Source organism: Pseudomonas sp. No.117 (genome assembly GCF_054558395.1).
The window spans coordinates 192,405-211,419 of the sequence record NZ_BAAJNP010000010.1 but is presented as its reverse complement, the minus strand read 5'-3'; the positions used below and the strand labels follow the sequence as shown (position 1 = coordinate 211,419).

Sequence of the window (19,015 nt, the reverse complement as noted above, 5' to 3'; positions counted from 1 at the left end):
CCTTGAGGGGCCGTCCTGGCCCTCGCAGAGTTTTGACAGTTTTAGGGGAGATCGTCAAAGCGCAACAGGCGAGGTATTACGTGATCTTCGATGTAGCTGTGATAGGTGCCGGTGCCCTGGGGCTGTTGTCGGCGTATCACCTGTCCTTGAGCGGTCGGCGGGTGGTGGTGATCGAGCGTGGCGAGCCGGGGCGGGAGGCGTCCTGGGCGGGGGGCGGCATCGTTTCGCCGCTCTATCCGTGGCGCTATCAGCCGGCGGTGACGGCGCTGGCGCACTGGTCGCAGGATTTCTATCCGGTGCTCGGCGAGCGGTTGCGGCAGGAGACCGGGGTGGACCCCGAGGTCGAGGTGACGGGGCTGTACTGGCTCGATCTGGAGGATGAGGCCGAGGCACTGGACTGGGCGCGGCGCAATGTGCGGCCGCTGGCGTCGGTCTCGGTCGCGGAGGTGCGGCAGCGGGTGCCGGTGCTGGGGCCGGGCTATGAGCGCGCGGTCTTCATGGCGGGGGTGGCCAATGTACGCAATCCGCGGCTGGTGCGCTCCCTGCGGGAAGCCCTGCTGCGCCTGCCGAACGTGACCCTGCTGAGCGATTCACCGGTGACCGGCTTCCTGCGCGCGGGCGCGCGGGTCGTGGGGGTGCGGACGCCTCGCGCGGAGCTTCGCGCCGAGTCGGTGGTGGTTTGCGCGGGGGCCTGGAGCGGTGAGCTGCTGCAGATGCTGGGGCTGGCGGTGCCCGTGCGGCCGGTGAAGGGGCAGATGCTGCTGTATCGCCAACCGGCGGGCTATCTGTCCAGCATGGTGCTGGCCAAGGGGCGCTACGCCATTCCCCGGCGGGACGGTCACATCCTGATCGGCAGCACCCTGGAGCATGCCGAGTTCGACAAGACGCCGACCGCCGAGGCGCTGGCCAGCCTGCAGGCCTCCGCGGCCGAATTGTTGCCGGCGTTGGCCGCACAGGCGCCGGTCGGGCACTGGGCGGGGCTGCGACCGGGATCGCCGGATGGCGTGCCCTTCATCGGTCCGGTAGCGGAGCTGCCCGGGCTCTGGCTCAACTGCGGGCACTACCGCAATGGCTTGGTGCTGGCGCCGGCCTCCTGCCAGTTGCTGACCGATCTGCTCACCGAGCGCACGCCCATCATCGACCCCGCACCCTATGCGCCCGCGGCGCGGCTGGCGCTCGGCTGATCAGTCGATGCCGAGCTTCTTCAGGCGGTAGCGCATCGAGCGGAACGACAGGCCCAGGCGTTCTGCCGCGGCTGTCCGGTTCCAGCGGGTTTCTTCGAGTGCCTGCATGATCAGCTGGCGCTCGATGGACTCCAGGTGGTCCTCGAGATTGGCGATGTTGGCCAGGCTGGCCTCACCGGTGGCAGTGGCGGCCGGGGCATCGGCCAGGCGCAGGTCGGCGGGCCGGATGACGTCGCCCTCGCAGAGGGTGTAGGCGCGCTCCAGCATGTTTTCCAGCTCTCGCACGTTACCGGGGAAGCGGTAGCTCTTGAGCTTGGCCAGGGCATCCTCGCCGAGCGTCGCCGGGGCGAGTCCCGCCTCCCGTGCCAGGCGTTCGAGCATGTAGCTGGCCAGGGCGCCGATGTCCTCGCGGCGCTCACGCAGCGCGGGCACCTGCAACTCGATGACGTTGAGGCGATAGTAGAGGTCCTGGCGGAAGGTGCCGGCGGCCACCTCGGCGGCGAGATCCCGGTGCGTGGCGCTGAGGATGCGTACGTCCAGGCTGATCTCCTGCTGGCTGCCGACCGGGCGCACGGCCTTTTCCTGGATGGCGCGCAGCAGCTTGACCTGCATCGGCAGCGGCAGGTCGGCCACCTCGTCGAGGAACAGGGTACCGCCCTGGGCGGCCTGGAACAGGCCCTGCTTGTCCTCGATGGCGCCGGTGAAGCTGCCCTTGCGATGACCGAAGAATTCGCTTTCCACCAGCTCCGAGGGAATGGCGCCACAATTGACCGGGACGAAGGGCCGGCCAGCGCGCGGGCCCTGCTCATGGATCAGGCGGGCCACCCGTTCCTTGCCGCTGCCCGACTCGCCGCTGATATAGACCGGCGCCTGGCTGCGCGCCAGCTTGGCGATCTGGCCGCGCAGGGCGCGCATGGGCGGCGAATCGCCGAGCAGCTGGGTTTCGCTGGCGCCAGTGGCCGGCGTGGTGCCGTTGCCGGACAGTCGCAGCGCGGTGCCGACCAGTTCGCGCAGGCGCGGCAGGTCCACCGGCTTGGTGAGGTAGTCGAAGGCGCCGGCCTTGAGTGCCTGGACCGCGGTCTCCAGGCTGCCGAAGGCAGTGATCATGGCCACGGGCAGCTGCGGCAGGCGCTGCTGGATGAACTGGATCAGGTCCAGCCCCGAGCCATCGGGCAGGCGCATGTCGGTCAGGCAGAGGTCGAAGCTTTCCCGCTCGAGGACGGCCCGCGCATCGGCGATGTTCTTGGCGCTGGCGGTATCGAGCTTCATCCGGCCCAGCGTGATTTCCAAGAGTTCGCGGATATCGGGTTCATCGTCGACGATCAGGACTTTCTGTCGGGCCATGCTCAGCTCATTGTGCGGGGATGGGCGAAGGTGATGCGAAAACAGCTGCCGCTCGCCAAGGGATGATAGCCAAGTCTGGCCTGGTTGCTCTCGCAAAGCTCGCGAGAGATGTACAGGCCCAGCCCGGTCCCCTTGTTTTCGGTGGTGAAGAAGGGCTCGAACAGGTGGTCCAGCTGCTCGGCGGCGACGCCCGGTCCGTCATCGATGACCTCGAGGATGGGCAGGTCGCTGTCCGGGTCGCGGTAGGTATTGATCCAGACCTGGCCGACGCCGTGCTTCTGGCAGCTGTAGCGCAGGCCGTTCTGCACCAGGTTGGTCAGGATCTGACCCAGCTGGTGGGGATCCATATGGGTCTGCAGGGTGCCGGGCTCGGTCTTGACGTGCAGCGTCTGGCCGGACGGCAGGGTAGGGCGCAACTCGCCGGCGAAGCGGTGCGCCCAGTAGCGCAGGTCGATCAGCTGCGGCGCTGCCTGGCGACGGCGTGACAGCTGCAGGACGTTTTCCACCACCCGGTTCATCCGCCGCGACTGATCCTGGATGATCTGCGCCAGGCGGCGGTCTGGCGTGGCCAGTTCTTCGGATTCCTGCAACAGCTGGGCCGCATGGCTGATGGCGCCCAGCGGATTGCGGATCTCGTGGGCGATACCGGCGGTGAGGCGGCCGAGGGAGGCGAGCTTGAGTTGCTGGGCCTGCTGGGCGATCCGCGAGACGTCCTCGAGGAAGGTCAGCACCCGCTCGCCTTCGGCCTGCTGCAGGCGGGCGAAACTCGGCTGCAGCAGCGGCCCGTTGGCATAGGCGCGCAGGGGGGCGGGACGTATGCTGGGGTTGCGCTCCCATTCCTCCAGCCGCTGGGCCAGGCCCAGGCTGCGTGGCGTGATCGTCGCCTCGTCGTCCACGCCGAGCAGGCGCCGGGCTGCTGGATTGGTCAGCAGCACCTGGTATTCGGCATCGAAGACCAGGATGCCCGTGCGCATGCGCGCGAGGATGAGTGCATTGAGGGCTTGCAGCTCGGCCACGGTGGTGGCGCGGTCCTCGGCCAGGGCCTGGCTGTCCAGCAGCCGCCTGACCAGGCCCTGGACCAGCAGCGCGGTGGCGAAGCAGAGGGTGCCGAGGCCCGCCGCCTGCACGTAGCCGCTGCCGCCGTCGCCACGGCGCAGGCCGAGGTAGCCGGTCGCCAGCAGCAGGGCGATGGCGGCCAGGGCGGCGATCAGCAGGCCGCGGCGGCCGCGGATGAGGACGTTGGAGACGCCGACGGTCACCACCAGCAGACTACCCATGCCGCTGGCGATGCCACCGGCCAGGAAGAACAGTCCGCCCAGGGCGAGGATGTCGATCAGCGCCAGGGTGAAGGCATGGCCACGCAACCCGCGTTGGCCGATCGCCAGCAGGGCGTTGGCCGCCAGGTAGGTCCAGCTGGCCTGGCGGAACAGCTCGCCATCCACGGTGCGCAGCCACTGCTGGTCGAGGTCGCTGGAAATCAGCACCACCAGCGCCAGGCCGATGACGATGCGGTAGAGGTGATAGAGCCGCAGGACCGCGTCGGCTCGCAGGACGCCTGGGTCAGTCGCGCTGCTCATGCTGCAACCGGCGATGTTCGGCGCTGCAGTACCAGCGCTGGTTGTCGCCATCGGCCAGGGCCCGCTCCTGGGGCACGTGGATCCCGCAATGGGCACAGCGCACCATGGGATTGGGCGGCAGTGGACGGGCCTTGCCGGCCGGTTTCTGCGTCTTGCCGCGCCACCAGCGCCTGATCATCCAGAACAGCGCGCCCAGCAGGACGAGCCACAACAGCAGGCGAAACAGACCCATGGATGATCTCGCGAGGTAAGGGATGGGCAAGTTTAACAGGGCCGTCGGCGCGGGTGAGCCCTGAGTGGCATCGATTGTCCGGCTTCGCGCGATGCGGGAAAATGCCGCGACAAACCCGGCTAGGAAGAGTGCATGACTCAGCTGCTGAACGTCGTGATGGCGCAATTGAATCTCAAGGTGGGCGACATCCACGGCAACGTGGAGCGCATCATCGACGCGGCACGCGAAGCCCGCGACCGGTTGCAGGGCGATCTCATCGTCTTCCCGGAATTGTCGCTGTGTGGCTATCCGCCCGAGGACCTGCTGCTGCGCTCGAGCATGCAGCGGCGCATCGAGCAGGGTCTGCAGCGGATCCGCGACGAGATCAGCGGGATCCATGTGCTGGTGGGCTTTCCCTGGCTGGAGGAGGGGCGCCGCTTCAACGCCTGTGCGGTCTACCGCGATGGCGCCCAACTCGCCTTCTATCGCAAGCAGCAGCTGCCCAACTATCGGGTGTTCGACGAGAAGCGTTATTTCGAGCCGGGCGACAGCGCCGCGGTATTCGACTTCCGGGGCGTGGCCATCGGCGTCACCATCTGCGAGGACATCTGGTTCGCCGAACCCATGGCCAAGGCGCGCCAGGCCGGGGCCCGGCTGATGCTCAACCTCAATGCCTCGCCCTTCCATGGCGACAAGCAGCCGGAGCGCGAGGCCGTGGTGGGCGCGCGTGCCCGCGAGGGCGGCATGCCGGTGGTCTACGTCAACCAGGTGGGGGGCCAGGATGAGCTGGTGTTCGACGGCCATTCCTTCGTGGTGGATGCCCGGGGCCAGGTCAGCCAGCGGGCGCCGGCCTTCGCCGAGGGCCTCTATCCGGTCGCCTTCGACGCGGACCTGAATCCACTGCCCGCCGCTACCGCGCCGGTCGCCTCGCTGGAGGCCAGCGTCTATGACGCCCTGGTGCTCGGGGTACGCGACTACGTGCGCAAGAATGGTTTCAAGGGCGTGGTGCTGGGCCTGTCCGGCGGGATAGATTCGGCCCTGGTGCTGGCGGTGGCGGTGGATGCCCTCGGCGCCGAGCAGGTCGAGGCGGTGATGATGCCCTATCACTACACCGCCCAGATGAGCCTGGACGATGCCGAAGCCGAGGCCCGCACCCTGGGCGTGCGCTACAGCGTGCTGCCCATCGCCGCCATGGTCGAGGCCTTCCAGCAGACCCTGGCCGGTGAATTCGCCGGGCTCGGGCGGGATATCACCGAGGAGAATCTGCAGGCCCGCTGCCGCGGGACCCTGCTGATGGCCATCTCCAACAAGAAGGGCTACCTGGTGCTCACCACCGGCAACAAGAGCGAGATGGCCGTCGGTTACGCCACCCTCTATGGCGACATGGCTGGCGGCTTCGATGTGCTCAAGGACGTGCCCAAGACCCTGGTGTTCCGCCTGTGCGAGTACCGCAATCGCGCTGGCGAGGTGATTCCCCAGCGGGTGATCGACCGGCCGCCGTCGGCGGAGTTGTCGCCGGACCAGAAGGACGAGGACTCGCTGCCGCCCTATCCGGTACTCGACGAGATCCTGCGGCTGTACGTCGAGCAGGATCTCTCGGCCGTGGACATCGTCGCCGCCGGCTTCGACGAGGAGGTGGTGCGCAAGGTGCTGCGCCTGGTGGATCTCAACGAGTACAAGCGCCGGCAGGCGGCGGTTGGCGCGCGCGTGACCCAGCGCGGCTTCGGTCGGGACCGGCGCTATCCGATCACCTCCGGCTGGCGGATCGGCGACTAGCATGGTCGGCGCCGGATCCTGCGATCCGGCGCCAGGGTTTTCGCAGCCCGTTGCGAGCGCCATAAAAAAGGGGAAGCCACTGACTTCCCCTTTTTCGCGTTCGGCGCGTGGTCAGTCGAACAGGCCGAAGGTCAGACGGCTGAACCAGGAGCGCTTGACCGGCGCCGGCGTCGCGCCGCCGACCTTCTCGGCTTCGGCCGGGTCGACGATGCGCAGCTCGGGTGCCAGGTTGTCACGCTCTTCCTGGTACTTGCGCTGGATGTCCTGGCTGGCACGGGTCTCGCCGGGCGGCAGCGGATCGCTCGGGCGATCGATCAGGCCCAGGGTCGCTCGGGTCAGCCAGGAGCGCTGCTGATCCTTGTCGTCCGGCTCGCGTAGCTGGAATTCGCCATTCTTGAGGCTGACGTTGTCCGGGTAGTTGAGCTTCAGGGTTTCCAGGCTGGTCGCCGCCAGGTCGTTCAGACCCAGGTGCTGGTAGGCTTCGGTCATGATCGCCAGGCCATCGCCGACCGACGGGGTGCCCTGGAAGTTCTCCACCACGTAGCGGCCACGGTTGGCGGCGGCCACATAGGCCTTGCGGGTCAGGTAGTAGTGGCCGACGTGGATGTCGTAGGCCGCCAGCAGGTTGCGCAGGTAGACCATGCGCGCCTTGGCGTCCGGGGCGTAGCGGCTGTTGGGGAAGCGACTGGTGAACTGGGCGAAGTCGTTGAAGGAATCGCGCGCGGCGCCCGGGTCACGCTTGGTCATGTCCAGCGGCAGGAAGCGCGCCAGCAGGCCCCGATCCTGTTCGAAGGAGGACACGCCCTTCATGTAGTAGGCGTAGTCGACGTTGGGGTGCTGCGGGTGCAGGCGGATGAAGCGATCGGCCGCGGTACGGGCCGCCTCGGGCTCGCCATTCTTGTAGTTGGCGTAGATCAGCTCGAGCTGGGCCTGTTCGGCATAGCGACCGAAGGGATACCGCGACTCCAGCGCCTTCAGCTTGCTGATGGCATCGGTGTAGCTGCTGTTGGAAATATCGCGCTGGGCCTGGGTATAGAGTTCGCCCTCCGGCATGTTCTCCGGAACCTCGGGCGCTTTCGAGGAGCAGGCGGCGGTGAGGACTAGGCTGGTGACCAGCAGCAGGTGCTTCAATTGCATGGCGGCTTGGATTCCCCGAAACGGTCGGCGGTGCAGGGATGAGGGCGGAAGGCACTCACCTAGCCTGTGACGGGGCCGGAACCGTCCTGTTATGATGATCGACCCGGAATGCCGGGGCAAAAAAGTCGCCGTATTTAACCACAGGGTCGGGCCGATTCCAAAAGCCCTGCCATTGCCCGCGCAGATCCATGTCCGAATCCATCGTTCTCAATGCCGAAGTCCCCTCCGAACTCGGTGGCCAGCGCCTCGATCAGGTCGCTGCCCAGCTGTTCGCCGATCACTCCCGTTCGCGTCTCGCCGCCTGGATCAAGGACGGCAGCCTGACCGTCGATGGCGCCGTGCTGCGCCCGCGCGATACCGTGCACGGCGGTGCCCAACTGGCGCTGCGCGCCGAGCGCGAGGCCCAGGGCGAATGGGTGGCCCAGGACATCGAGCTGGACATCGTCTACGAGGACGACCACCTGCTGGTGCTCGACAAGCCGGCCGGCCTGGTGGTGCATCCGGCCGCCGGCCACGCCGACGGTACCCTGCTCAACGCCCTGCTGCATCACGTGCCTGGGCTGGAAAGCGTGCCGCGCGCCGGCATCGTCCATCGCCTGGACAAGGACACCACCGGCCTCATGGTGGTGGCCAAGACCCTGGAGGCCCATACCCACCTCGTCGCCCAGTTGCAGGCGCGTTCGGTGAGTCGTATCTACGAAGCCATCGTCGCCGGGGTGATCGTGGCCGGGGGGACGGTCAATGCCCCCATCGGCCGCCACTCCCAGCGTCGCCAGCAGATGGCGGTGATCGCCGGCGGCAAGCCCGCCGTCAGTCACTACCGGGTGCTGGAGCGCTTCCGCGCCTATACCCATACCCGGGTCAAGCTGGAGACCGGGCGCACCCACCAGATCCGCGTGCACATGACTCACGTCGGCTTTCCACTGGTGGGCGATCCGGTCTATGGCGGGCGCTTCAAGATTCCGCCAGCGACCAACCCGACCCTGATCAAGACCCTGCGCGAATTCCCCCGCCAGGCGCTGCATGCCCGTTTCCTCGAACTGGATCATCCGGTGACCGGCGAGCGGCTGCGCTGGGAGTCGCCGCTGCCGGAAGACCTGGTTTGGCTGCTGGACCTGCTGCGCCAGGACCGGGAGTCCTTCGAGTGAGCGGCGCCGACTGGCTGCGGCCGGACTGGCCGGCGCCGGTCGGCGTCCAGGCCTGCGTAACCACCCGGGCGGGTGGTGTCAGTCAGGGACCTTTCGCCAGCTTCAACCTGGGCGCCCATGTCGGTGACGACCTGGCAGCCGTTGAGGAAAATCGTCGGCGCCTGGGCCAGGCCCTGGGCTGCCGCCCCGCGTGGCTCGAGCAGGTGCACGGAACCGACGTCGTCGAGGCCGATCCTGATCGGGTGCTACGCGCCGACGCGGCCTGGAGCGAAACCCCCGGCATCGCCGTGACCATGATGACCGCCGACTGCCTGCCAGCGCTGTTTTGTCGCCGCGACGGTTCCCGCGTCGCGGCGGCCCATGCCGGCTGGCGGGGTCTTGCCGGCGGGGTGCTGGAAGCCGCGGCGGCCAGCCTGGCCGTGCCGCCTTCGGAGGTGCTGGTCTGGCTGGGCCCGGCCATCGGCCCCGCCAGCTTCGAAGTGGGTGCCGAGGTGCGTGCGGCCTTCGTCGCCCAACACGCCGAGGCCGCACAGTGTTTCGTGGCCCGCGGCGGCGACAAGTACCTGGGCGACCTCTATGCCCTGGCTCGCCTGCGTCTCGCCGCCCAGGGCGTCACCGCAGTCTACGGCGGCGGCCTGGACACCTTCACCGATCAGGAGCGTTTCTTCTCCTATCGGCGTGCTCCCCGCACCGGTCGCTTCGCCAGCCTGATCTGGATCAACGCCTAAGTATTTTTTGGGATGTCAAGCCTCCTTGGCTTGAATCGTTAAGCATCGCCCCTATCTAAAGACCATTCCCGCGGGTAATCGAAAGCGCCGTCTGCCGCGCTGTCCCGCGTCTCAGATAGGACCTTGCCCATGCGTATAGATCGCTTCACCAGCAAATTGCAGCTCGCCCTGGCGGATGCCCAGTCCCTGGCGGTCGGCCACGACCATCCGGCCATCGAGCCGCTGCATCTCTTCTCCGCCTTGCTCGACCAGCAGGGCGGTTCCATTCCCCCGTTGCTGCGGCAAGTCGGCTTCGACCTCGCCAGCCTGCGCAAGACCCTGGCCGAAGAGCTCGACAAGCTGCCCAAGATCCAGAGTCCCACGGGCGACGTGAATCTCTCCCAGGACCTGGCGCGCCTGCTCAACCAGGCCGATCGCCTGGCCCAGCAGAAGGGCGACCAGTTCATCTCCAGCGAACTGGTGCTGCTCGCCGCCATGGACGAGAACACCCGGCTCGGCAAGTTGCTGCTGGGGCAGGGCGTCTCGCGCAAGGCGCTGGAGAACGCTATCAACAACCTGCGCGGCGGCGAGGCGGTCAATGACCCCAATGCCGAAGACAGCCGCAAGGCGCTGGACAAGTTCACCGTCGACCTCACCAAGCGCGCCGAGGACGGCAAGCTCGACCCGGTGATCGGCCGGGACGACGAGATCCGCCGCACCATCCAGGTCCTGCAACGGCGCACCAAGAACAACCCGGTGCTGATCGGCGAACCCGGCGTCGGCAAGACCGCCATCGCCGAGGGCCTGGCCCAGCGCATCATCAATGGCGAGGTGCCCGATGGCCTCAAGGACAAGCGTCTGCTGGCCTTGGACATGGGTGCCCTGATCGCCGGCGCCAAATTCCGCGGCGAATTCGAAGAGCGTCTCAAGGGGGTGCTCAATGAACTGGCCAAGCAGGAGGGGCGCGTCATCCTGTTCATCGACGAGCTGCACACCATGGTCGGCGCCGGCAAGGCCGAGGGTGCCATGGACGCCGGCAACATGCTCAAGCCGGCCCTGGCCCGTGGCGAGCTGCACTGCGTGGGCGCCACCACCCTCGACGAATACCGCCAGTACATCGAGAAGGACGCGGCCCTGGAGCGGCGTTTCCAGAAGGTGCTGGTGGACGAGCCGAGCGAAGAGGACACCATCGCCATCCTGCGGGGCCTCAAGGAGCGCTACGAGGTGCACCACAAGGTCGCTATCACCGACGGTGCCATCATCGCGGCGGCCAAGCTGTCCCATCGCTACATTACCGACCGCCAGCTGCCGGACAAGGCCATCGACCTGATCGACGAGGCCGCCAGCCGCATCCGCATGGAGATCGATTCCAAGCCCGAGGCCCTGGATCGCCTGGACCGCCGGCTGATCCAGCTCAAGGTGGAGCGCCAGGCGCTGAAGAAGGAAGAGGACGAGGCCGCGCGCAAGCGCCTGGAAAAGCTCGACGAGGATATCGCCCGTCTCGAACAGGAGTACGCCGACCTGGAAGAGGTGTGGAAGGCCGAGAAGGCCGAGGTGCAGGATTCCGCCCAGCTGCAACAGCGTATCGAGCAGGCGCGTACCGAGCTGGAAGCTGCCCGCCGCAAGGGTGACCTCAACCGCATGGCCGAGCTGCAGTACGGCACCATCCCCGATCTGGAGCGCAGTCTGCAGATGGTCGACCAGCACGAGAAGCCGGCCAACCAGCTGCTGCGCAACAAGGTCACCGAGGACGAGATCGCCGAGGTGGTCTCCAAGTGGACCGGCATTCCGGTGAGCAAGATGCTCGAAGGCGAGCGCGACAAGCTGCTGCGCATGGAAGAGGCCCTGCACAACCGGGTGATCGGCCAGGACGAGGCGGTCACCGCCGTGGCCAACGCCGTGCGCCGCTCTCGGGCGGGGTTGTCCGATCCGAATCGCCCCAGTGGCTCCTTCCTATTCCTCGGCCCGACCGGGGTGGGCAAGACCGAGCTGTGCAAGTCGCTGGCGGAATTCCTCTTCGATACCGAGGACGCCATGGTGCGCATCGACATGTCCGAGTTCATGGAGAAACACTCCGTGGCCCGGCTGATCGGCGCCCCGCCCGGCTACGTCGGCTACGAGGAGGGCGGCTACCTGACCGAGGCCGTGCGGCGCAAACCCTACTCGGTGGTCCTGCTGGACGAGGTGGAGAAGGCGCATCCCGACGTCTTCAACATCCTCCTGCAGGTACTGGATGACGGGCGCCTGACCGACAGCCAGGGCCGCACCGTGGACTTCCGCAACGCGGTGATCGTCATGACCTCCAACCTGGGCTCGGCGCAGATCCAGGAGTTGGTCGGCGACCCCGATGCCCAGCGTGCGGCGGTGATGGATGCGGTGGCCGGGCATTTCCGCCCCGAGTTCATCAACCGGATCGACGAGGTGGTGGTGTTCGAGCCGCTGGGGCGCGAGCAGATCTCCGGCATCGCCGAGATCCAGCTGCAGCACCTGCGCCAGCGCCTCGCCGAGCGCGACCTGCAACTGGAGTTGACCCCGGAGGCCTTGGACAAACTGGTGGCGGTGGGCTACGACCCGGTCTATGGTGCGCGTCCGCTCAAGCGGGCCATCCAGCGCTGGATCGAGAATCCCCTGGCCCAGCGCATCCTCTCCGGTGCCTTCGTACCTGGCAGCCGTATCCAGGGCAGGGTGGAGGACGACGAGATCGTCTTCGCCTAGGAAAACGCCGGACGATCCCAGGGTCGTCCGGCCCTCTGCATAAATTTGTGAAAAAACAGCAGGCTAGGTGTTGACGTCTGTTTCTACTTCCGTAAAATGGCGCACCTCACTTACGGCAAAGCCCGAAAGGCAGTGACGTAAGAGGGGTTGGAAGATCGAAATTCCGCGATAGCTCAGTCGGTAGAGCAAATGACTGTTAATCATTGGGTCCCTGGTTCGAGTCCAGGTCGCGGAGCCACTTCCATTCTCGGGGTATAGCGCAGCCCGGTAGCGCGCCTGCTTTGGGAGCAGGATGTCGGGAGTTCGAATCCCCCTACCCCGACCATCTTTGGGTCGTTAGCTCAGTTGGTAGAGCAGTTGGCTTTTAACCAATTGGTCGCAGGTTCGAATCCTGCACGACCCACCATTTTTACCAGAAACCCTCCGAAAGGAGGGTTTTTGCGTTTCCAGCCTCCGTGTTTTTACCAGGCTCCCTCGCAGTCCCGCTGGCGGTGGAAGGCCTTGGCACGATCATCCGCTTTGCTCCCGGGCGTCTGGGTGGTCGACGCTGGCGGCAGCTAGCGTAGCCATCCCAAGCAGGTGGCACTTTTTTCTTACTATTCGAGCCTTGGGTTGGTGCTCTCCGGAGCACCGCTCTAGATCGGCCCTTTGTGCTGGATCCCTTTGTTCATGCGGCTTCCAGCCAGCAGCGAAGCGATATTCGGTGCTAGCGACTGTCGCCGGCCTGACTACTATCAGGGAAAGCAATCAGCTTTCAGGCGGTGGTAATGCGGTCTAGACACCCGTCGGGCTTCACCCTCATCGAGGTGCTGGTGGTCATCGCGCTGCTCGGCATCGTCACGGCGCTCGCGGCCCCCGGCTTTGCCAGTCTGGTCCAGAACAATCGTGTCCAGGCCGCGGCCGGTGAGTTGCAGCGCGCCCTCTACTACGCTCGCAGCGAGGCCATGAGTCGGGGTGTGAACGTCATCGTCGCCACTGACCCGGAAGACGCCAATGGCTGGATGGGCGCGCTGAAGATCAGCACCGTCAAGACGGTGGTGCTGCCGACCGCCGAGACCCTGCGCCAGTACAGCGGCGGCCTGGGCAATGGCGTCAACGGCACCGGGTCGGTAGGCGGCAGCCCCTTGACCAGCCTGATCTTCCAGCCCAATGGCAGCCTGAAGCTCGGCGGCGATGCCACCATCCGCGTCTGCGCCACCAATGCGCTCGTCCAGGGCAAGCAATTCACCCTCAGCCAAGGCGGGGTGCTGACGGTGACCGATTACGCGCCCGGCCGGCCCAGCGCGACGGGGTGCAGCTAGATGAAGCGCCAACAGGATGGATTCAGCATGATCGAGGTCCTGGTCAGCCTGGTGATCATCTGCATCGGCGTGCTTGGCATGGTCGCCTTGCAAACGCGCAGCGTGGCGCTGTCCCAGGATTCGGTGCAACGCAGCAACGCCATGGTGCTGGCCAACGATCTGCTCGAGCTGATGCGCAGCAACCGTGATCAGGTATTGGCCAGTGACAAGGTCAAGACCGATGGCGCCTACGCCAAGCAGCCCGGTGGCACCTTTCGAACCAAGGCGCTCGATGCCGGCAAGACTTGCCTGACCCGTGATCGCTCTGCGGGGGGCGAAACGGTAGCCGGTCAGGACCTCGGCTGCTGGCTGAACCAGGTGAAGGCCCTGCTGCCGGTGACGGACGCGCTGATCACCAGCAGCTTCGCCGTCTGCCCGGCAGCGGGCATACCCGCGCTGCCGGCCAGTGACGCTTCCGGCAACACCACGCCCCTCGCCAAATGCGAGACCACGGCGCGGGCGATGGTGATGGTGGTGGTCGCCTGGCAGGACGCCAGCAACGATCCCCTCAATTGCCCCAAGGGGGTCTGCTATTACGCGCTGCGCTCGGAGTTGTAGGCCATGGACCTGAGACCCCGGTACCTCATCCGCCAGCAGGGCTTCTCGCTCATCGAGATGATGATCGCGCTGACCGTGGGCACCTTCCTGGTCCTGGGTGTCTCGCAGATCTACATCGACAACAAGCGCAGTTTCCTCTTCCAGCAGGGGCAGACCGGCAATCGCAACAATGCCCAGCTGACCCTGCAGGTGCTCGATCGGCAACTGGCGCGGACCGGTTATCGCGCCGAGGTTCGCCTGCAGACCAATCTGGAGGCCGCCTTCCCGGCGGTAGGCGCCGTGGCCGACGATGATGGCATCGGCTGTCCCGCCTTCGCCGCAGGTGCCACCTTCGCCGCCACCACGGACAGCGTCGATGCGCCCAGGGGCGTCTGTATCCGTTATCAGGGGGCGCTGGACAGCAAGGATCTGGACTGCCTGGGCAATGCCATTCCCCGGGTGAATCTCAATGCCGGCGGCAACGTGCTGCTCAAGCTGAGCTACACCGCGAGTGCTACGCCCGGGGCCGGCACCCTGAGCTGTACCGTCTGGAGCGAGCGGGCAGGGGCTCTGACGCGCAAGGGGAGTGCCGTGCTGGTGCAGGGGCTGCAGGATTTTCGCTGGTCGATTCCGCCCAAGGCCGATGCGCCGGCTGTACGTTATGCCGCCCTGCTCAGTACCCCCGATGCGGTCCAGAGCGACGTGGCCAGCAATGCGGCGGTCAACTGGAAGACGCTGACCGGGCAACAGATCGACGAGACGAAGGCGAACCGGCCCATGCAGATGCTGCAGAGCACCGTTACCCTGAGGAATCTTGCGCTATGAGTCCTTGCCGGCTTCGCAGACAACGCGGCGCAACCTTGCTGGTCGCCTTGGTGATGTTGCTGCTGCTCTCGCTGCTGGCGGCCTCCAGCATGCGCCAGACCCTGCTGCAGGCCCGTAGCGGCGGTGCCGCGCTGGAAAATACCCAGGCCTTCAATGCAGCGGAGGCGGCGCTGCGCGAAGGCGAGCGGCGGCTGATGGCGCTCAGTCAGCAGCCGGCCTTCACCGCCTTCAGCGCCGGTTTCGCCAGCTGCACCGATAGCGTCTCGGCGGTGCAGAACGCCTTCACCAAGGCCCCTAGCGGTGATCTCTGCATCCTGACCAAGACCAGCGACCTAGCCACCAGCGCCCTGACCCAGGCCTGGGCGGCGACCGCGCTCCAGGCGACCGATGCGACGGCAACGGCGCGCTCGGTCGCCTACCGCGGCTCCGATGGCAGTTCGGCTTTCGCTCGCACCCCGCGCTGGGTAGTGACCGCTATCGGCAGCCATTCCGTCGACATTTCCGCGCCGGCTACCACCCTGTTCCGGGTCACCGCCGTCGCCCAGGACCGGGGCCAGCGCTTTCCGGTGATTCTGCAGAGCGTCGTCTCCCTGGAGGTGCCATGAGTCGAGCCGCGTCGGGTATCGGGCCCCTGGCCCTGCTATTGATCCTGGCCGCACCGACGGCCCAAGCCGCGGCCCTGAACCTCAGCCAGCAGCCGCTGTTCCTGACCAACAGCGTCGGCCCCAACCTCTTCGTCACCCTGGACAATTCCACCAGCATGCAGATGGCGGTAGTGCCGGATGCGTCGAATACCAAGGAAATCAGACCCACGCGACGAGCCAAGTCCGCGGCCTTCAACAGCCTCTATTACAATCCGGCAATTACCTACCCAGCGCCTTACAGCGTGAGCTATAGCAACACCGGCGGACTCACTCGGACGCGCTTGACTACCAGCTTTACCAGCGCTTACGTCAATGGCTTTCGACCCGGTTTGGGCAGTGTGAATCTGGCCAGTGACTATAGAGTGAGCTGGGGCTACAACCCCAATCTAGTCACCACGGACCCCAATGTGGCCCGGGGGAGTACCTATGACAATCCTGGACTGCGGAATGACAGTCCCAGTGTGTTGGCAGAAAATCCATCACAGGATTTCACTGAGAATAGCTATAGGGGAACCAGTTCGGTTCGCACTCGGCTGACAGCGCTAGATATCGTGTTCGCCAGAAGCTTCACTGAAAGCATCAACGGCGTTTCGGTCACGATCTCGGATCCTTCTTTATTGGAGGATATTTTCTTTCCCAACTCGGGATGTACGGCGACCATAGCGGATCCTCGCTATAGTGCGGTGACCTGTACCCGCAATGTCGTCTACAGCGGGTTCGTTGTAGGCATTGTCGTCTCATCGTTGTCATATACCGTAACGGCGTCGGTTGGTAGTACGGTTACCGGCGCTCCTGCTTACTACTATCTCTACGATACCTCGCAAACCGGCTGTGCACCTGCCTCTACTCAGCTCGATGAGTGCTATCGCCGGGTCTTCGTCAGCGCCACCTCCGGCCCCAACGGCACGGACGAACGGCAGAACTTCGCCAACTGGTATTCCTTCTATCGCAGCCGGGCACTGGCCGCCCAGACCGCGACCAACCTGGCCCTGGCGGATGCCTCGGAAAACATCAGGGTGGGCTGGCAGGCGCTGGGTACCAACGATACTTGCGTGCTGGTCACGGCCAATGCCAATTGCCGCGGTATCAGCAATTCGAGCCTGGCCACCTACGACAATCGCCTGCGGCCCTTCGCCGGGGCGCACCGGGCTGCCTTCTTCACCTGGCTGGGTGATGTCTACTACAACCAGAGTACGCCCTTGCTCCAGGCCGTCGCGCGAGTAGGGGAGCTGCTCAAGACCAGCGGCACCGAGAGTCCTTACGCCTATCAGCCGGGTACCGTCGAAACGCCGGTCTATGGTTGTCGTGCCAGCTACAGCCTGGTCGTCACCGATGGCATCTGGAACGCGGCCTTCGCCTCCGGTAACGCTGACGGTACTGCCAGGGACCTGCCGGACGGCCAGCAGTACAGTGCTCGCTCACCCTTCCAGGATGGGACCTCGGATACCCTGGCGGACCTGGCGTTCCTCTACTGGAGCACGGATGCCCAGTCCAATCTCGCCAACAAGGTAACGCCCTACAACACCGTCACCAGTGACGAGGTACAGGGTACCCGTACCCTTCCGCCCTACTGGAATCCACGCAACGATCCCGCCACCTGGCAGCATCTCACCGGGTTCTACGTCGGTATCGGCCTGAGCAGTGCCCTGGTGAATCCTGCCTGGGGGGGCGATACCTTCGCCGGCGGCTATACCGGTCTCGCGGCTGGCACCACACCCTGGCCGGTGGCGGGTGCGGACAATTCGGTCAACCAGAACAACGTCTACGATCTCTGGCACGCGGCCATCAATTCGCGCGGCGAATTCTTCAGCGCCGAGAATGCCAGCGACCTGATTACCTCCCTGGGCAAGGTGATCACGCGGATCAGCCAATCCACCAGTGTCGGCGCCAGCCAGACGGTCTCACCCACCCAGGTGGGAGATAGCACCTCGTTGTTCACCTACAAGCCGTCCTTCTCCAGCGCCGATTGGAGCGGGGATGTCATCAAGTACCAAAGAACCGCCACCACCCAGACGCGGATCTGGAGCGCGGCTCAACAGCTGGACGGCCGTTTTTCCGCCGGCAACACCGCCTTCGGCGCCCGCAAGATCTATATGGCCAAGGGCGGGATTCTCGCCGATTTCACCTGGGCCAATCTGAGCGCGACCCAGCAGACGAGCCTCAACCGGACCTCGGGTGGTGCCACCGATACCTACGGCAGTCGCCGAGTCGACTACCTGCGCGGTGATCGCAGCTTGGAAGCACCCAGTGCCACCCCGTCCTTGCGGCCGCGTAACCACCTGCTCGGCGATATCGTGAATTCCTCGCCGGTGGTGGTGGACGTTCCCAGCAGTCCCATCGCCTTGATGAACGCCACCGTCGGCGACAACTCCTACGCGACCTTCCGCAGCGCCAACCTGAGTCGCGAGCGACGTATCTACGTCGGTGCCAACGACGGCATGCTGCACGCCTTCAACGACCAGGGGCAGGAGGTCTATGCCTTCGTTCCCAGTGCCGTGATCGGCAATCTCACCCGGCTGACCGAGCGCAGCTACACCGGTGGCGGGCACCAGTCCTATGTCGACAACACCCCGGTGGTGGGAGACGCCTATGTCGGCGGCGCCTGGCGCACCGTCCTGGTCGGAACCTTGCGCGGAGGAGGGCAGGGGATCTTCGCCCTGGATATCACCAATCCGAACGCCCCGGTGCTGCTCTGGGAAAAGTCGTCCGCCGATGCCGACTACAGGAACCTGGGCTTCACCTACGGCCAACCCGTCATTGCGCGGCTGCACACGGGCGGCTGGGGCGTGGTGCTGAGCAACGGCTACGACAGTACCCAGGACAATACCGTCCTCTACGTGATGAACATCGCCGACGGCCGCCTGGTCAAGGCGCTGCCCGTCAGCGACAACCTGGCCACGCCCAACGGCTTGAGTTCGCCCTTCGTCGCCGATGTCGATGGCGACCTGGTCGCCGACTACGCCTACGCCGGCGACCTGCATGGCAATCTCTGGCGCTTCGACCTGATAGGAACCTCGTTGAGCGCCACGGCCACCGCGGACAACTTCCAGGTGGCCTTCGGCGGCCGGCCGCTCTACACCGCCCAGGCGAGCAGCCTGGCCCCTGGAACGACCAATCTGGTCCAGCCGATCACCGCCAGCCCCTCGGTCATCGCCCATCCCAGCGGGACGGGGCATCTGGTGCTGTTCGGCACCGGCAAGTATCTCGAGGTCAACGATGCCATCGCCAATACCAGCAAGGCCATGACCCTCTATGGCATCTGGGACCGGCAGACCGATGGTTCGGCGGCGGGTAGCACCCCGACCCTGACCCTCACCAATCTCCAGCAGCAGACCCTCGGCACCGCCCAGAGCATCAGCTATACCAGCTCCGCGGGATCCAGCGTCAGCAGCACGGCGAATACCGTCTCCACCACCACGGTGAACTGGTACGACCCCGCGACGGCGGTCACCGGCAAACAGGGCTGGTACCTCAACCTGCCACTCAATGGCGAACAGGTAATCAACAAGCCCCAGCTGTTCAGCGGCACCCTCCTGCTGAGCTCCCTGATCCCCAGTACCGATGCCTGTACCAGTGGGGTGACCACCTACCTCTATGCCCTGAATCCCTATACCGGGGGTAACAATAGCGGGCTGTTCAACCTCGGGACCGATACCGTCTATGGCCGTATCCAGCTCGATGGCCTGCTGGGCGGGATCGTCCCCTTCGTCTACGGCGATGGCAGTTTCAGCGTGGAGGGTACGCTGGCCGATGCGGCCATGTATGGAAGCAGTGGCAAGTCGGCGGATGGCCTGGGCGGAAAGCTGCCGGCCAGTCGCCGCCAGACCTGGCGCGTCATCACTAACCAGGACTAGCGAGCCTGGCTGGTTC

14 protein-coding genes and 3 tRNA genes are annotated in these 19,015 nt (G+C 65.8%); 13 read left to right on the top strand and 4 right to left on the bottom strand.

Annotation, left to right across the window (positions count from 1 at the left end; translation table 11 throughout):
• The first annotated feature begins 80 nt into the window (after window positions 1-80).
• On the top strand, window positions 81-1,184 hold the full coding sequence (thiO, locus tag ACYJP6_RS23620; RefSeq protein ID WP_459478395.1) for a glycine oxidase ThiO: 1,104 nt from the start codon (window positions 81-83) through the stop codon (window positions 1,182-1,184).
• Here the strand turns inward: thiO and ACYJP6_RS23615 are convergent, their stop codons facing one another.
• From ACYJP6_RS23615 to ACYJP6_RS23605, 3 genes are read right to left on the bottom strand one after another with little or no spacing between them, the layout of a single operon-like run.
• Window positions 1,185-2,528, bottom strand: a complete 1,344-nt coding sequence (locus ACYJP6_RS23615) for a sigma-54-dependent transcriptional regulator (RefSeq protein ID WP_459478393.1) — start codon at window positions 2,526-2,528, stop codon at window positions 1,185-1,187.
• A gap of 2 nt (window positions 2,529-2,530) precedes the next feature.
• Window positions 2,531-4,105 carry a sensor histidine kinase gene (locus ACYJP6_RS23610; protein ID WP_459478391.1) on the bottom strand — a complete coding sequence of 525 codons (1,575 nt, stop codon included), beginning with the start codon at window positions 4,103-4,105 and terminating at the stop codon, window positions 2,531-2,533.
• On the bottom strand, window positions 4,089-4,337 hold the full coding sequence (locus tag ACYJP6_RS23605) for a PP0621 family protein (RefSeq protein WP_459478389.1): 249 nt from the start codon (window positions 4,335-4,337) through the stop codon (window positions 4,089-4,091). Before ACYJP6_RS23605 ends, ACYJP6_RS23610 begins: the two co-directional genes overlap by 17 nt.
• Window positions 4,338-4,469: 132 nt before the next feature.
• Between ACYJP6_RS23605 and ACYJP6_RS23600 the strand changes: the two genes are divergently transcribed.
• Window positions 4,470-6,092 carry an NAD+ synthase gene (locus tag ACYJP6_RS23600; RefSeq protein ID WP_459478387.1) on the top strand — a complete coding sequence of 541 codons (1,623 nt, stop codon included), beginning with the start codon at window positions 4,470-4,472 and terminating at the stop codon, window positions 6,090-6,092.
• Between the two features lie 111 nt (window positions 6,093-6,203).
• Here the strand turns inward: ACYJP6_RS23600 and ACYJP6_RS23595 are convergent, their stop codons facing one another.
• Window positions 6,204-7,229 carry an outer membrane protein assembly factor BamD gene (locus tag ACYJP6_RS23595; RefSeq protein ID WP_459478385.1) on the bottom strand — a complete coding sequence of 342 codons (1,026 nt, stop codon included), beginning with the start codon at window positions 7,227-7,229 and terminating at the stop codon, window positions 6,204-6,206.
• Window positions 7,230-7,417: 188 nt separating this feature from the next.
• Between ACYJP6_RS23595 and rluD the strand changes: the two genes are divergently transcribed.
• The 11 genes from rluD to ACYJP6_RS23540 all read left to right on the top strand — a co-directional run bounded on the left by rluD (window position 7,418) and on the right by ACYJP6_RS23540 (window position 18,999).
• Window positions 7,418-8,377 (top strand): 23S rRNA pseudouridine(1911/1915/1917) synthase RluD, encoded by a 960-nt coding sequence (rluD, locus tag ACYJP6_RS23590; protein WP_145006964.1) that lies wholly within the window; start codon window positions 7,418-7,420, stop codon window positions 8,375-8,377.
• Window positions 8,374-9,105, top strand: a complete 732-nt coding sequence (gene pgeF / locus ACYJP6_RS23585) for a peptidoglycan editing factor PgeF (RefSeq protein ID WP_459478383.1) — start codon at window positions 8,374-8,376, stop codon at window positions 9,103-9,105. Before rluD ends, pgeF begins: the two co-directional genes overlap by 4 nt.
• 129 nt (window positions 9,106-9,234) lie before the next feature.
• On the top strand, window positions 9,235-11,799 hold the full coding sequence (clpB, locus tag ACYJP6_RS23580; RefSeq protein WP_459478381.1) for an ATP-dependent chaperone ClpB: 2,565 nt from the start codon (window positions 9,235-9,237) through the stop codon (window positions 11,797-11,799).
• Window positions 11,800-11,961: 162 nt separating this feature from the next.
• Window positions 11,962-12,037, top strand: a tRNA-Asn gene (locus ACYJP6_RS23575).
• Window positions 12,038-12,047: 10 nt separating this feature from the next.
• Window positions 12,048-12,124, top strand: a tRNA-Pro gene (locus tag ACYJP6_RS23570).
• 5 nt (window positions 12,125-12,129) lie between these two features.
• Window positions 12,130-12,205: transfer RNA gene (locus ACYJP6_RS23565), tRNA-Lys, on the top strand.
• A gap of 361 nt (window positions 12,206-12,566) precedes the next feature.
• Complete coding sequence (locus ACYJP6_RS23560; protein WP_459478379.1) at window positions 12,567-13,100, top strand: GspH/FimT family pseudopilin; 534 nt, start codon at window positions 12,567-12,569, stop codon at window positions 13,098-13,100.
• Complete coding sequence (gene pilV / locus ACYJP6_RS23555) at window positions 13,101-13,697, top strand: type IV pilus modification protein PilV (protein ID WP_459478377.1); 597 nt, start codon at window positions 13,101-13,103, stop codon at window positions 13,695-13,697. It abuts the gene before it with no gap.
• A gap of 3 nt (window positions 13,698-13,700) precedes the next feature.
• Complete coding sequence (locus ACYJP6_RS23550; protein ID WP_459478375.1) at window positions 13,701-14,501, top strand: PilW family protein; 801 nt, start codon at window positions 13,701-13,703, stop codon at window positions 14,499-14,501.
• Between the two features lie 35 nt (window positions 14,502-14,536).
• Window positions 14,537-15,106, top strand: coding sequence for a pilus assembly PilX family protein (locus tag ACYJP6_RS23545; protein ID WP_459478373.1), 570 nt, complete (start codon window positions 14,537-14,539; stop codon window positions 15,104-15,106).
• A 782-nt stretch (window positions 15,107-15,888) separates the two neighbouring features.
• Entirely contained in the window at window positions 15,889-18,999 is a 3,111-nt protein-coding gene (locus ACYJP6_RS23540; protein WP_459478371.1) for a pilus assembly protein, read from the top strand.
• Window positions 19,000-19,015: the final 16 nt, after the last annotated feature.